Here is a 14198-nt window from a genome sequence, read left to right as displayed (position 1 = left end):
GTGGACGCCGTGTCCGCCCGGACGACGCGCCACTTCGCGCACCGGGTGCGCGGCCGTGAGGTCGGCTTCACCCCGGCCGCCGCGCGGGCGCCGGCCGCTTTCGACTGGCCGGAGAACGTCAAGCAGCTACGCCGGGTCGTGCGCGAGGCCGCGGCCCGGTCCGAGGTGATCGACGTGCCGCACCTGCCCGCCGACGTGTTCACCAACGCCGGGCACCGGCTCAGCCGCCTGCAGGCGATGGAACGCGACGAGATCGTGCGCTGCCTCGCCCAGCCCGGCGCCACGGTGGTGGCCGCCGCGGCCGAACTGGGCATGGCGCGCGCGACGATCTACCGCAAGATGACGCAGTGCGGCATCAAGGCGCGGCAGCTGCGTTCCTGACGGTCAGTGGTGCGTGCCGCTGTGGCGCCCGGTCGACGTGCTGCTGTGCCCGCTCGTGACCGCGAAGTAGACGATCGCGGCCACCACGATCAGCGCGATCACCACCGCGACAGCGATCTTCGCCTTGCTCCACGGCCGTTCGCCGTGGATCTCGCCGGTGCGGCCGTTGACCAGGATCTGCCAGGTCTTGCCCTGGTAGACGTAACTGGCGACCCACACCGGCAGCAGCATCAGCTTGAACGACACCTCGTGATGCCGGGTGTCCACCGAATGCACCTTCTGCGTGTCCCCGCCGATGTCGCGCTCGCAGTCGTTCTCGATGACCGGGGCCATCCGCCGCTTGGCCTCCGCGAACCCGGTCTCCGGTTCGAGGTCGTAGCGCAGCGCGAAGTGCCCGGCGAGGAACTCCGGCTGGTACGGCTGGGCGTCCGGCAGCGGCCACGGCGCCAGCTTGTCCACCTGGGCCGGCGCGATCTGGGTGCTCGCCGGGACCAGCACGTCGTCGAACGCCCTGGCCACCTGGCCCTGCGCCGGGTACCACCGGGTCCGCCGGACGCGGCGGGTCTTGCGCTGCCCGTTCTCGTAATAGGTCTCGTTGACGTAGTAGTACTCGCCGCGCTGCCCGGTGTAGAACGACTCGGTCTGCGAGTCGTAGGTCCAGTGCGGCAGGTAGGTGCTCTTGGTGCTCTCCGCGGTGGTGACCTTCTTCAGCGCGTTGGGCGCGAAGCGGCGCGACCCGGTCCACTTCTTCAGGTGCGTGCTCACCGCGGCGCGATCGACCTGGAACGGCAGCACCCCTTCGGGGACCAGCTGACCGGACGCCGCCGGGTCGATCACCAGGGGTGCACCGCAGAACTGGCAGAGGCTCGCCGTCTCGTTCGTCTCGGTGCGGGCCGCGCAGCGCTGGCAGGCGAACACGTACTTGCCGATGCTGCCCACCGGTTTGCGGGCCAGCCCGGCCAGCTCGCCGAACGGGATCTCGCGGATCTGCCGGTCCCCGGCGGTGATCTCCTGCCGGTACCCGCAGTACGGGCATTGCATGCCGGTGCTGCCGGGCGCGAACTCCAGGCGCGCGCCGCAGCCGCCACACGGGTAGGTCGTGGCCGCGACACCGGCCTGCTGGAAACGTGGGTCGGTCATCAGGTCCCCCGGGAGTGGATGGTCAGGACTGCGGCGGCAGCGGCGGCGGGGTCGCGCCGAGCAGCGCGGCGACCTCCGGCACCTGCGCGGCCGGGGTCCACGCGGCCATCCCGTTCTTCCAGACCAGGGTCTCGCGGGTCAGCGTGCCCGCACCGACCTGCTGGCCCAGCTGTGCGCGGTCGAACGGCCCGAGCTGCTGACCGCCCGCGCCGAGGAACCACTGCTCGGCCTGCGGCAGCGGCGGCGGCCCCGGCGGGGCCTGCTGATACTGCGGCGCGGCCGGGGGCTGCTGCTGGTACTGCGGTCCGGTCGGCGGCTGCTGGTATTGCTGCTGCTGGTACTGGGGTTGCTGGTACTGCTGCTGGCCCTGCGGCCCGGCGACGCGCTGGCCGAGCGCCATGCCCAGCCCGATGCCCAGCCCCTCGCCCGCGCCCCCCTGGTTCTGTGCGGCGGCCTCGATCGCGTTCGCGGACTGGAACTGGGTGTACTGGTCCAGGTTGCCGACCACGCCCATCTGGGTCCGCTTGTCCATCGCGGCCTCGACCTCGGGCGGGACCGAGATGTTCTCGATGACGAACTTCGAGATCTCGATCCCGTTGGCCCGCAGCTCCAGGTTGAGCGCGTTGGCGATCGCGCCGCCGAGCTGATCCTGCTGGGTGACCAGGTCGAGCATGGGCACTCCGGCGCCGGCGATCGCCGGGCCGAGCTTGCCGATGATCAGCTGCCGGAGGTATTCGGAGACCTCCTCGGTGCGGAACCGCGGATCGGTGCCCGCCAGCTCCTTGAGCAGCGCGACCGGCTCGACCACGCGCACCGCGTAACCGCCGAACGCGCGCAGCCGTACCATGCCGAACTCCGGGTCCCGCAGGATGATCGGGTTCTGCGTGCCCCATTTGAGATCGGTGAACTGGCGGGTGTTGACGAAGTAGACCTCGGCCTTGAACGGCGAGTTGAATCCGTACTTCCAGCCCTTGAGGGTGGACAAGACCGGCATGTTCTGCGTCTGCAGGGTGTACATGCCGGGCGGGTAGGCGTCCGCGACCTGTCCCTCGTTGACGAAGACCGCCGCCTGCGACTCCCGGACGGTGAGCTTGGCGCCCATCTTGATCTCGTTCTCGTGGCGCGGGAAGCGCCACACGATGGTGTCCCGGCTGTCGTCGGTCCATTCGATGATGTCGATGAACTCGCCGCGGATCTTGTCGAAAATCCCCACGTCTACCCCTCTGCCAAGCCTGGCTCACTCCGGACCCGCGGGCGACTGTACCGCCTCCGCCTGTGTGGGTCCGGTCGGCCGGTGGATCCGGCTTGGTCCCCGGCGACGCACTGCCAGAAGTCCCTGAGTATCGGCGTCGGTGCCGGATCGGCCATCCCGCGCTGGGTGAGCAGGATGGCGACTTCGCCGGTGGCCGGGATCAGGTGCGCGCTGGTGCCGGAACCACCGACCCAGCCGTAACGGCCGGGTATCTGCCACGGTTCGGTGCGTGTCAGGTCGACGCCCCCTCCGTAGCCCCAGCCCTGGCCGTCCAGGAACAAGGCGCCCGTGGCTCGCTGGGGTGCGGTCAGGTGGTTGGTGGTCATCTGCCGCACGGACTCCGCCGAAAGCAGCCGGCCGCCTTCGCCGACGCCGCCGGCCAGCAGCATCCGGGCGAACCGGAGCCAGTCGCCCGCCGTCCCCGCCAGCCCGCCCGCGCCGGACGGGAAGGCCTGCGGCCTGCTCCACTGGCCGTCCGGGGTGTCGGCCTGTTCCAGCCCGCCGTCCGGGGCCGGGCGGTAGTAGCTGGTGAATCGGCCCCGGTCGGCCTCCGGCACGACGAATCCGGTGTCGGTCATGCCCAGCGGCTCAAGCAGCCGTTGCGCGAGGAACTCCGGCAGGGGCCGGCCGCTCGCCCGCGCGATCAGGATGCCCTGCAGGTCGGAGCTGGTGTTGTAGAGGAACGCTTCGCCCGGATGGTGCAGCAGCGGGAGCCGGGCCAGCGCGGCGAGCCACTCGTCCGGTGCCGGGCGCTGCTGGACCTCACGGCCGTCAGTGTCCACAGTGAACAGTCGCTGCACCTGGGGGAGCGAGAAGTCCGACGCGAAACCGTAGCCGCTGCAGCTGGTGAGCAGGTCGGCCACGGTGATCGGACGGCGGGCCGGGACCACGTCGTCGACCGGGCTTTCCGGGGTGCGCACCACGACCCGGCCGGCGAGTTCCGGCAGCCACCGCTGCACCGGCTCGTCGAGACCGAGAACGCCGTCCTCGATCAGCATCAGCACCGCGGCGGCGGTGATCGGCTTGGTGATCGAGGCGAACCGGAAGATCGACTCGGCGGTCATCGGCGCGGTACCCTCGGCATCGAGGGTCCCGGCGGTCTCGACGCGGACGTCGTCGCCGCGGGCGACCAGCGCCACTGCGCCCGGGAGATACCCGGTCTCCACGTAGTGATTCAGCAGCTCGGACAGATCCGTCATGACGCTTCCCTTCTCTCACTGTCCAGTCGGTGCCGGATTCGTGGTCCGGACACCGGGTTCAGCCGATCTCCTCCAGTACTCCGCCGGCCAGCCGTAGCCGCCGGTCGATCCCGATCTCGGTGAGGAACCGTTCGTCGTGGCTGACCACGACGAACGCGCCCCGGTAGGCATTGAGCGCGCTTTCCAGCTGCGCGGTGCTGACCAGGTCGAGATTGTTCGTCGGCTCGTCGAGCAGCAGCAGTTGCGGGGCGGGCTCGGCGAACAGGACGCAGGCCAGTGTGGCGCGCAACCGTTCGCCGCCGGAGAGCACGTCGACCGGCAGGTGCGCGCGGTCGCCGCGGAACAGGAACCGGGCCAGCAGGTTCATCCGGTCCGCGGGCGGCATCTCCGGAGCCGCGGCGGCGAGGTTCTGCGCGACCGTGCGGCCGGGGTCGAGCAGATCCAGTCGTTGCGACAGGTAGGCGACCCGGCCTTCGGCCCGGCTCATCGCGCCGGAATCCGGGTCGAGGGCGCCGTGCACGAGGCGCAGCAGGGTCGACTTGCCGGAGCCATTCGGGCCGGTCAGTGCGATCCGCTCGGGGCCGCGGACGGACAGCTCCACGCCCTCTCCAGGGAACAGATCCCGGACACGCAAATGCTTGCCGGTGAAGAGCGTGCGCCCGGCGGGTACCGCGGTTTTCGGCAGTTCCAGGCTGATTTTCTGCTCGTCGCGCAGGGCGCGTTCCGCCTGGTCGAGCTTGGCCTTGGCCGCGCCTACCCGGGCGGAGTGCGTGCCATCGGCCTTCCCTGCGGACTCCTGGGCGTTGCGTTTCATGGTGCCGGCGAAGATCTTCGGCAGCCCCGCGTCGGCGACGTTGCGCGCGGCGTTGCTCGCCCGGCGCGCGGCGCGTTCGCGTGCCTGTTGCATCTCGCGTTTCTCGCGTTTGACCTCTTGCTCGGCGTTGCGGATGTTCTTCTCCGCCACCTCGCGCTCGGCCTGTACTGCGGCCTCGTACTCGGTGAAAGTGCCGCCGTAGAAACGGATACCGCCGGGTTCGAGCTCGGCGATCCGGTCCATCCGGTCGAGCAGCGCGCGGTCGTGGCTGACCACGACGAGGCAGCCGGGCCAGCTCTCCAGCACCGCGTACAACTGGTCACGGGCGTGCCGGTCGAGGTTGTTGGTGGGTTCGTCGAGCAGCAGTACATCGGGTTCACGCATCAGTTGCGCGGCCAAGCCGAGCGACACGATCTGGCCGCCGCTGAGCGTGTCCAGCCGCCGGTCCAGGTCCACGTCGTCGAGCCCGAGCCGGTCGAGCTGGGCGCGGGTGCGGTCTTCGATGTCCCAGTCGGCGCCGATGGTGGTGAAGTGTGCTTCGTCCGCGTCGCCCCCTTCGATCGCCGTGATGGCATGGAGGATCGCGTCGGCACCGAGCACCTCGGCGACGGTGCGGTCGGTGGTGAGCGGGAGATCCTGCGGCAGGTAGCCGAGCAGGCCGTCGGCGGTGACACTGCCCGCGGCCGGTGCGAGCCGCCCGGCGATGAGCTTGAGCAGCGTGGATTTCCCCGCGCCGTTCGGAGCGACCAGCCCGGTGCGGCCGGTGGGGAAGGTGGCGGAAAGCCGGTCGAAAACCGGCGTGCCGTCCGCCCAGGAGAAGGAGATCCCGGACAGGACGATACGAAGATCGGACATGGTCAAGGCCTCGCGATGGATCGGCAGGGCGCACGACGGCCCCGCACAGGACGGTGTCGGACGACGAAGGCGGCCACGCGCGACTGGACCGCATCCGTCCCTCCCCGAGCTGCGCTGGGGAGATCCCTGACGCACGCGCGTATGACGGCGGGTGCGTGCTGCTGTCCGGTGCGAAGGGGCCGGAGCCGGTGCGGGACTGGCCCGCCGATGGCTCATGCCCCGGGCTCACCCGGAGATGTCGTCTTCACCTGCCACGGCTCGGTTCCTTCCGAAAGGGACGTTCCGCCGGCCACGATACCGCGTCCGTGCGCGCTCGGCCGGTGCTGCAGTCCGTGAAGGGGCGCAGCAGTCCGTGAAGGGGCCCTTCACGGACTCAGAGTCCGTGAAGGGCCCCTTCACAGCATGCAGCACCGGCCGCGGGAATCACCAGGCGCTGACGGTCAGCGCCTGCCCGATCGGCTGCTTCGGCGCCTGCACGGTGAGGACGTGCTTGGCGCTGTCCCAGGACCCGGTCACGGCCTTGCCGTTCACCGTGACGTTCGCCGGTGCGGAGGCAAGTCCGGTCAACGCCACGGTCCAGGTTCGCTGTGCGGGTTGCCCGGGGTACTTACCGGCGGTCGGGGCGACGGTCAGCGTGTGCCGGCCGTTCCGCTCCGCATAGCCGATTTTCGTGGTCGAACTCCGGTTTGCGTGCTCGCCGTCGTCCTCGTACAGCGGGAAGGTGCCCGACCCGCCCACCGCCGCGGTCACGGTGAGCTGATCCGCTGCCGCGTCGTGCTGGACGTTCGCGGTGTGCGTGGCGAGGATGCCGCCCGAGCGGAGGAAGACCGGCATGGTGCCCAGGTCCGTGGACACGGTCTGGGTGGTGCCGCCCTGATAGGTGCGGCCGGTGAAGTAGTCGGTCCACTGACCCGGCGGGAACCACACGCTGGTGTCCGCCTTCGACCCAGGGGTGGTCACCGGCGCGACGAGCACGTCCGGGCCGTAGAAGTACTCCTTCGACGCGGCCGGGTACGCGGCGGCTTCGTTCGGGTACTGCAGGTACGTCGGGCGTACCACCGGCACCCCGGTCGTGGCCGCCTGCTGTGCGAGGGAATAGGTGTAGGGCACCAGATTCTCACGCAGGTTCAGGAACTTCTTGGCGGAGGCACCGGCTTCCGGCCCGTACTGCCAGGGCAACCGGTCGCTGTGGTTGCTGTGCAACCGGTCGATCGGCTGGAAGGTGCCCAGCTGCACCCACCGCGCGTACAGGTCGTCGGGCAGCTTCGTGGTGCGCTTCTGCTGTCCTTTCTCCACATAGGTCTCCCCGCCGGGAAGGCCGGCGGTGTCGACATGTCCGCCGATGTCGTGGCTGATCGCGGACATCCCGGTGGCCGCGGATTCGTTCGGTGTGGCACCGATTTCCATCGCCAGGGTGCCCCAGGTGGACAGCGTGTCCCCGGTGAAGTGCAGGGTGCTGCGCTTGTCCGCCCACGGCCCGGTCGGCACCGCGGTCGGGTTCCCGTACCCGCCGGACTGCAACGATCCGTAGGCGCGGGAGAACGCGAACCCACGTCCGGGCATGTTCGCCGCGTACTGCTGGTTGATCCACGCGTCCGGCGTGACTCCGGGCAGGGAGGACCGCGCGGCGTCGCAGCACCAGTCGAGCCACCAGAAGTCGTTGCCCGCCTGGTTCATGTCGTTGTGCAGGCTCAGATAGGCCTTCAGCTGGTCGGGATCACCCCAGTCGAAGACACGGCAGCCGTCGCCGCAGCCGGGTGCCAGCTTGCCCTTTGCGATCGACTGCGCCTTCGCGTACTGCGGGTCGGATTCCTGGATGCTCGGGTGGATGTTCAGTGTGGTGTGCAGGCCCTCGCCGTGTGCCCAGGAGAAGAATCCCTTCGGGTCCGGGAACTTCTTCCGGTCCATCTCCCAGCCGTTCCAGGTGTCCGGCGCCTTGAAATCGGTGTCGACCACGAGCACGTCGAGCGGAACGCCTTCGGAGCGGAACTTGGGCAGGATGGTGTTGCGGTAATCGGCTTCGGTGCGGTCGATGTACTCCGAGTACCACACGCCATACGCCCAGCGCGGCAGCAGCTTGGGCGGCCCGGTCAGCTGCGACAGCGTCTTCAGGCCGCCCTGGTAGTCCCGGCCGAAACCGAAGAGGTACCCGTCCTGGTAAGGCTTTCCGCCGTGCGACGGGCGTTGGGTCACCTTGCCGCTGCGCTGGTCGTAGAAGGCCGAAGCGGTGTCGTCCAGCAGGTACCAGCCGTCCTGGTGCAGCAACCCTTCGACGGTCGCCGGTGCGCCCTTCTCGCCGTTCACGCCGTCAAGGCCGCGGCGGTACCGCCCGAGTGCGAAGTGCGGCTGCGGGGCGGGCGCGTCGAGCGGCGTGACAGAGAGTGTGTCGGCGTTGATGTGGCAGCTGTTCGCGTCCCGGCAGCCGAGCGCGACTTCGCCCTTGCCCGCCTTGAGATCCACCGGGATCGACGCGGTGTTCCAGGTGTCCCAATCGGCGGTCGCCGGGAGCTGCAGCTGCCGGGTCGTACCGTTCGCGGTGACGTTGACAGTGCGGGTCTCGTGCTTGCCGTCGCCGCCGGTTCCGTTGGCGTAGCGGACGTGCAAGGCGTACTTGCCGTCGGCGGGCACGTTCTCGATCCGCTGGGTGAGGCCGCCGCCCTGCTGCATTCCGGCGGTGAATCCGGAGCCGGAGTGCCCGTTGTGGTCGGTGGCGATCGCCGTGGTCCCGGCCAGCCGGCCGTCCTCGGCTTCGCAGCTCGCGCCGAATCCGCAACCGGTGATCGCCCGTGCCGACGTCGAGGGGTACTGCGCGCCCTTCTGCAGCACGGCGAGGCTGTCCAGGTTGACATGCCCCGAGTCGCCCGGTGCCCGGGTGAGCGCGACAGTGTGGCGCCCGGCGCTGAGCGGCAGGTCGACCGACGCGACCGACCAGGTGTCCCAGTCGGTGGTAGCGGGCAGGGAGAGCTTTTGCGAGGGGCCGCCGTCGACGGTCACGCTCAGCGTGCGCGTGACATGCTGGCTGTCGCCGCCCTGGCCGTTGGCGTAGCGGGTCGACAGCGTGTAAGCGCCGTCCGCTGGGGCTTCCACGTCGGCGGACACCGTGGCGCCGTCGCCCTCGAAACCGGCCAGGAAGCCGGTGCCGGTGCTGCCCTTGTGGTCGGTCCCCACGCCGGGGCCGTCGTGGGACAGTTCTTCCGCCTCGCACAGCTCGCCTGCCGCGCAGACGAGGCGCTGCCACGGCGCCGCGGTGACGGGGGTCCCGGCGGTCAGCCGCACGCTGAGGTTGCTCGTGTCGAACGGGCCGGAACCGAGCCGGTAGCTCAGGCTCACCGCGCTGGTCCGGATGGTCAGCACCCCACCGGAAACGGTGGAGGTGAACGGAGTCGCGGCGAACGAGCCGCGGCCGATCGCGTTGAAAGTGGCCGGGTCGGCGAAGTTTCCGTCGCCGGAGTACTCGGTGCGGATCAAGGTGGGGGAGAGGACCTGGAACCGGGCATTCGCCGTGGTCACCGTCTGGGTCTGCACGGACGCGGTCGCCGGGGGTGCGGACAGCCCGGTGACCGTGGTGCAGACCGCGGCCGTGAGGATGCCCAGCCGTCTGAAGATTCCTGCCGTCGCGCGCAAAGCGCTCTCCTTCTCGGAGCCGTTTACAACGTTGGAAGAATGTCGGGAAGATAACAGCACACGGCTTGTGGGCTTGTCCAGACCATTCGGGCGAAGCTGTCCGGACAGCCGCTCGGAGGTGCGCCGGCCGCCATGATGATCTTGAGGCGGCTGTCTTCCCGATCAGGCGGGGCCACACACGGCCTGACCAGCCATGATCCACAAAGTGCGGCTGCCCGGCGAGGCAGGCGGCAGTGGCCAAAGGGGCAGTGTCCACACCGGACTGCTCATCCGAGCGTAGGGTCCAGGGCGCAGTATCCGCCAAACAGGCGGTTACCTTCCTCTTCACAAGAGAGGATCGTCCGACAACGGTCACGCGGGTGACTGCCGTCCGTGGCAGGCGCCCGCCGTCCCCCAGCAGGTCCCCTCGAATAACGGGTGCGCGGTCGCCAGGCTGATTCGGTGGATCGATCATCAATCACGAGTCCAAGCTCACCAAGCGTCTGACGCGGTCGGGTCGCCGCGGAAAGATCGTCATTCTCTGTTTTGTGAGTCGTGCGTTCGACCCGGCTGGTTGCCGTCGTCGTCAGCGACGGGCGCTTGTTTCGCCTCGCGTTGAAACGTGAGTATCACAGGAAAAACCGAGAGGTGTGTCATGAAAAAAACACGAGCTGCCGCTGTCGTCGTCGCGCTGGTCGCGACGACTCTCGGTATCGGAGCCGCTCCTGCTTTTGCGTCCCGTGAGATCAACTTCATCGAATGTTCATTTGACTACAAAAATGAGTACTTTCACCTGGGCATCCGCAACTGGAACGGGACTGGCACCGACAGGTGCTTCGCCAACGCAGGTGAGATCACCTTGAATCAAGGTGGTGTGGAAAACTTCCGGAGTGGCAACAACGCCGGGTGGTTTGAGTACAACCCCGGTGATGGCCCCAGGCGGCACACGTTCGCCAAGTGGGAGGGCTTCCGGATGAATCCTAGTTTGGTGACTCGCATTCACATCAACTGAGTCTCGTTCCATGGCAATGCGGACGTCCGTCGCGGCGCGAGCCGGACGCGCCGTGGGAACATCATGAAATGTCGGTCTGCCCGTGAACCCGGAGAAGGGGCTGGTCGGGCACAAGTGGAGGGTGGGGGCGGCCTTCGGCGATCATCTGGGCGTCGAGTCCTGGTGATCAGGTCAGCGGGCCGCGTCCGCCGCCACGTCATTGCTGTCCTGGCTACGCATTCAGCGGGTTCATCGCCGGACAAGAACAATTCTTGATCAGTGGGACCATGGGGACAGTGAGACATTCCGCGTGACCATGGGCGACCTGGTGTGGCCATGACTCATGCGGCCGGTGGCACCCGAACCCGTTGCGATACAAAGGAAAACGCGGAGCCTCTGGATGAAGGTGGTCCTTCCGGGATCGCCCAGCTGCTCGCCGGGAGGCGGGAATTCCGCAAGGGCAACACCTTCAGCGCCACCGCGTTCGGCACCTTCGGCGCGTTCTGGCCGGCGTTCGCCTGCCACGTAGGGCAGTTCGCGGACCGGTCGCCTGGTACGGCTCGTTCGCCTCGGTCACCGACTCCACGGCGGGCCACGCCATCCTGCCGACCTTCCCGCTGCGCAAGACCTGATGTAGCACCGAGTGGCCCGGCCGCACCGGGACGGCCGGGCCACGTCCTGCGCGCTCGGGAAGGTGCGCCGCGGTCTCAACGCAGCAGGGCATGGAGTTCGCGCGCGCCGCGGAACAGCCACCCGGCCGGGTTCGGGGGCTGTTCCGGATCCAGCCTGATGCCGGGGAATGCCCGGAAGAGCTCTTCGAGGGCGATCCGAGCGACCTGGGGCGCGTAGGCGCTGCCGACGCAGCTGTGCCTGCCGACACCGAACGCCAGATTCGGGTGCCGCTCCCGGTCCAGGTCGTAGGTGCGGCCATCGGCGAACTCCGACTCGTCGACGTTCGCCGAGCCGTAGATCAGCCACAGGTGGTCGCCGGCCCGCACGTTCTGTCCAGCGAGCGACAGGTCGCGGGCGGCGGTACGGGAGGCCCCGCCGTACAGCGGACTCATCCACCGCAGGCCCTCGGCGATCGCCTTGCCGAGCAGCCCGGGATCGTCGATGACGCGCCGCATCTGCTCCGGGCGGGTGGTCAGTCCGAGGAATGTCGTCCCGCACGCGTGCCCCGGCTCCTGCAGGCCGCCCAGGAAGAGGACCAAGGTGGAGGGCAGGAGGTACTCGACGTCCCGCAGCTCGCCCTCGGGCAGGCCGGCTCGGAAGAACTGTCCGACGGGGCCGTCGGCCGGGTTTTCCCGTTCCCTGGCGTGCAGTTCGGTGAGGTAGGCACGCACCTCTTCGCGCACGACGTCCGCGTCGTCGAAACCGTGCGGATCGAGGAACTCCCCGTTCTCGTCGGTGGTGTTCGCGGACCCCATCGCCAGGGTGTGGAACCACCGCTGCAGCGTGTCGGCGGTCAGCTCACGGAAGCCGAGCGCATCGGCCACACTGAGCACGCTGACCGGCTCGAAGTAGTCGTGCATGAGTTCGCAGCCACGCGCCGGGTCGAGTTTCGCGCAATGCTCCCGCGCCAAGGGCCTGATCCGCTCCTCCAGCCGCTGCTTGAAAGTCCTCGCGTGGAACTGCCCGCCCACGGCGAGGCGGAGGTCGGCGTGGGTGGCGCCCTCGGCCCCCAGGATGAGCGGACTGCCGAACAGGCGTGCCTCCATCACGTTCGTCCCGCCTGGAAAGTCCTCGGCGTTCGTCGCGACCTCCCGGCAGAGGTCCCAGCTGCTGACGACCCACGCGCCGAGCGCGGGGACCCACGCGACGGGCTGCTCTCTGCGCAGGCGCGCGAACACTTCGTCGGTCTGCTCGTCGAGTTCCTGGACCGTGAGACCGCGCAGCCACTCGCCGTGCGGGGTCCCTTCGAGGCGGTGATCGTCGTTGATCTGCTGGGTCATGGGCCTGCCCTTCCGCGGGTGATCGGTCAGAGATCGAGGTCGAGCCGTGGGGTCGCCGCCCGGGAGACGCAGGGGAACATGACGCGTCCCCCTGCCCGTTCGGCGTCGGAGAGGATGCTGTCCTGGTGGTCGGGTTTTCCCGCCAGGACGTCCACTTCGCAGGTGCCGCAGATGCCGCTGCGGCAGGAGGAGAGGATGTCGATGCCGTGGTCTTCGAGGACTTCGAGCAGTGATGCGTCGGCCGGTACGTGCAGCGAGCGCCCGCTGCGGGTCAGGGTGACGGTGAACCCGGTCGCCGCGGTGGTCGAATTCGCGCCCACGAACCGTTCCAGGTGCAGGTCGACACCGCCGGTGGTGTCCGCGAGCGACCGGAGCCGGTCCAGCATCGCGGACGGCCCGCAGGCGTAGAGTGCCGCGCTGTCGGTGCCGGCCCGCTCGACGATCGCGGGCAGGGGCAGCAGGCCCGTTTCGTCCTGCGGGTACAGCGCGACGCGGTCCCCGAGGCCGGCCAGCTCGTCGACGAACGGCATCAGCTCCCGCGAGCGCCCCCCGTAGTGGAGGATCCAGTCCGTATCCCGGCGCCGCAGGGTGTGGATCATGGACAGGATCGGGGTGATCCCGATACCTCCCGCGAGGAAGACGTAGCGGGCCGCGGACTCCGCCAGGCGGAAGGTGTTGCGGATGCCCACGAGCCGGACCCGGTCACCCTTCGTCACGCTGTCGTGCAGGTACTGCGACCCGCCCCGGCCGTTGCGTTCCCGCAGGACCGCGATGCGGTAGGTCTCCCGATCTCCCGGGGTTCCGCACAGCGAGTACTGACGCACCATGCCGTTGCCCAGTTCGAGGTCGACGTGGCTGCCCGCCAGCCAGTCCGGCAGCGCGGCGCCGGTCGGCTCGACCAGTTCGAGTTCGATGACGTCGGCGGTCAGCCGGCGCAGCGCCGAGACATCGAGATCGATGGGCTCCATCCGGGGCATGCCGGTGAGCTGCCCTGCCTCGCCGAGTTCAGTCATGGACATCCCAGCTTCGAGAGGGGCGTGAGATCACCGTCGCGCCCTTGCGTGTGTGCGTGAGGGACCGTACCCGCGGGTTTCGCTTGAGTCAAATTTGTGACGAATGAGTCGATAACCTTCGTCCGCCGGCCGGGTCTTCCGGCCGCGGGGGACGGGTACAGCCCGTTTCCTGCCTGTCCCTGGGAAATCCGCTGGATCCCGGCCGAATGACGCCGGCTCGACGCAGCGGTATTACGGAGCCGGGGTCGGCCGCATCCTGTCCCGATACCGGCGCGCAGCGACTTGCACTGACCGTCCACTGTGGCCGGTGCGCGGTGCCGCCGAGCTCGATCCGCAGGGGTGGATCCGGGCTCGGAGTCCCGTGCCGGTTCCCTTCAGAGCTTTCCGTCCTGCCCGCGGATCCAGGAGTCCAGCACGATGAGTGTGCGGGTGCTGGTGATGTTGTGGCTGCGGCGGAGTTCGTCGATTGTCCGCTGCAGGTGGGCCATGTCGCGCCCGCGCAGCCAGACCACCGCGTCCGGGTCGCCGGCGATGGTGAACACCGCCTGTGCTTCCGGGATCTTCGTGGTGGTCTCGACGATCTCGTCCACTTTCGTGCTGCCGAAGAACCGGAGCTGGCAGAACGCTTCGATGCTCCAGCCGAGCTTGCTGTGGTCGACTTGCACGGTGAAGCCGGTGATCACACCGTCGCGGCGAAGCCGGTCGACTCGCCGCTTCACGGCCGCCGTGGACAGGGACACCTGCGCGGCGATGTCGGCGAAGGTGCGGCGGGCGTCCGCGCGCAGCAATGCGATGATCTCGTGGTCCGTGGCGTCGAGCACCTCGCTCATCCCGTCATGCTACGCAAAGGAACATCCGGAAAACGTTCTCCCGGTGTCATCCTTTGCGTCTTGACCGGATCGGCAGGCAGGTACATTGCGCATCGGCGGAGAAGCGGGTGAGGTGGGTCACGCCCGACGGCGGGAGCCCGTCGGCCGACGAAACAGGCGGAAGGATGG

General features: G+C 68.9%; 10 protein-coding genes and 1 pseudogene. 3 read left to right on the top strand and 8 right to left on the bottom strand.

The genetic code is table 11. The features are described from left to right. A complete protein-coding gene (locus ATK36_RS06970) occupies nt 1–381 on the top strand; it encodes an AAA-type ATPase lid domain-containing protein (protein ID WP_098510518.1) in 381 nt (126 codons plus the stop codon). A 3-nt stretch (nt 382–384) separates the two neighbouring features. Here ATK36_RS06970 and ATK36_RS06965 read toward each other — a convergent pair whose 3' ends face one another. From ATK36_RS06965 to ATK36_RS06945, 5 genes are all read right to left on the bottom strand, one after another. Beyond that, nucleotides 385–1521: a TFIIB-type zinc ribbon-containing protein gene (locus ATK36_RS06965; RefSeq protein WP_098510517.1), complete on the bottom strand. Its 1137-nt coding sequence runs from the start codon at nt 1519–1521 to the stop codon at nt 385–387. A 22-nt stretch (nt 1522–1543) separates the two neighbouring features. After that, nucleotides 1544–2734 carry an SPFH domain-containing protein gene (locus ATK36_RS06960; protein ID WP_098510516.1) on the bottom strand — a complete coding sequence of 397 codons (1191 nt, stop codon included), beginning with the start codon at nt 2732–2734 and terminating at the stop codon, nt 1544–1546. A gap of 2 nt (nt 2735–2736) precedes the next feature. Continuing rightward, nucleotides 2737–3972 (bottom strand): serine hydrolase domain-containing protein, encoded by a 1236-nt coding sequence (locus ATK36_RS06955; protein ID WP_098510515.1) that lies wholly within the window; start codon nt 3970–3972, stop codon nt 2737–2739. A 58-nt stretch (nt 3973–4030) separates the two neighbouring features. After that, entirely contained in the window at nt 4031–5641 is a 1611-nt protein-coding gene (locus ATK36_RS06950) for an ABC-F family ATP-binding cassette domain-containing protein (RefSeq protein WP_098510514.1), read from the bottom strand. A 423-nt stretch (nt 5642–6064) separates the two neighbouring features. After that, nucleotides 6065–9265: a TIM-barrel domain-containing protein gene (locus tag ATK36_RS06945; protein WP_211291826.1), complete on the bottom strand. Its 3201-nt coding sequence runs from the start codon at nt 9263–9265 to the stop codon at nt 6065–6067. Between the two features lie 634 nt (nt 9266–9899). On the opposite strand from ATK36_RS06945, the gene ATK36_RS31320 reads away from it, so the two are divergent. Both ATK36_RS31320 and ATK36_RS33325 read left to right on the top strand, forming a co-directional pair. Further along, entirely contained in the window at nt 9900–10256 is a 357-nt protein-coding gene (locus tag ATK36_RS31320; protein ID WP_141544390.1) for a beta/gamma crystallin domain-containing protein, read from the top strand. Nucleotides 10257–10571: 315 nt separating this feature from the next. Further along, a pseudogene (locus tag ATK36_RS33325) lies at nt 10572–10745 on the top strand (GPR1/FUN34/YaaH family transporter); the annotation flags it as partial. Between the two features lie 197 nt (nt 10746–10942). On the opposite strand, the gene ATK36_RS33320 reads toward ATK36_RS33325, so the two are convergent. The 3 genes from ATK36_RS33320 to ATK36_RS06930 all read right to left on the bottom strand — a co-directional run bounded on the left by ATK36_RS33320 (nt 10943) and on the right by ATK36_RS06930 (nt 14030). Beyond that, nucleotides 10943–12187 (bottom strand): cytochrome P450, encoded by a 1245-nt coding sequence (locus ATK36_RS33320; RefSeq protein ID WP_141544389.1) that lies wholly within the window; start codon nt 12185–12187, stop codon nt 10943–10945. Between the two features lie 26 nt (nt 12188–12213). Then, nucleotides 12214–13200 (bottom strand): PDR/VanB family oxidoreductase, encoded by a 987-nt coding sequence (locus ATK36_RS06935; RefSeq protein WP_245914463.1) that lies wholly within the window; start codon nt 13198–13200, stop codon nt 12214–12216. A gap of 374 nt (nt 13201–13574) precedes the next feature. Further along, the gene (locus ATK36_RS06930) at nt 13575–14030 is read right to left on the bottom strand and encodes an Lrp/AsnC family transcriptional regulator (protein WP_098510512.1); all 456 of its coding nucleotides are present in this window, start codon (nt 14028–14030) and stop codon (nt 13575–13577) included. Nucleotides 14031–14198 lie beyond the last annotated feature (168 nt).

This window comes from Amycolatopsis sulphurea (assembly GCF_002564045.1).
Lineage (GTDB): Bacteria > Actinomycetota > Actinomycetes > Mycobacteriales > Pseudonocardiaceae > Amycolatopsis > Amycolatopsis sulphurea.
The sequence above is the reverse complement of the archived record's forward strand: the minus strand, read 5'-3'. Positions and strand labels throughout refer to the sequence as shown.

Coding starts and splice junctions, on each gene's coding strand:
- ATK36_RS31320 (WP_141544390.1), top strand. CDS start 9,900: ATGAAAAAAACACGAGCTGCCGCTGTCGTCGTCGCGCTGGTCGCGACG.
- ATK36_RS06955 (WP_098510515.1), bottom strand. CDS start 3,972: ATGACGGATCTGTCCGAGCTGCTGAATCACTACGTGGAGACCGGGTAT.
- ATK36_RS06935 (WP_245914463.1), bottom strand. CDS start 13,200: ATGACTGAACTCGGCGAGGCAGGGCAGCTCACCGGCATGCCCCGGATG.
- ATK36_RS33320 (WP_141544389.1), bottom strand. CDS start 12,187: ATGACCCAGCAGATCAACGACGATCACCGCCTCGAAGGGACCCCGCAC.
- ATK36_RS06930 (WP_098510512.1), bottom strand. CDS start 14,030: ATGAGCGAGGTGCTCGACGCCACGGACCACGAGATCATCGCATTGCTG.
- ATK36_RS06965 (WP_098510517.1), bottom strand. CDS start 1,521: ATGACCGACCCACGTTTCCAGCAGGCCGGTGTCGCGGCCACGACCTAC.
- ATK36_RS06950 (WP_098510514.1), bottom strand. CDS start 5,641: ATGTCCGATCTTCGTATCGTCCTGTCCGGGATCTCCTTCTCCTGGGCG.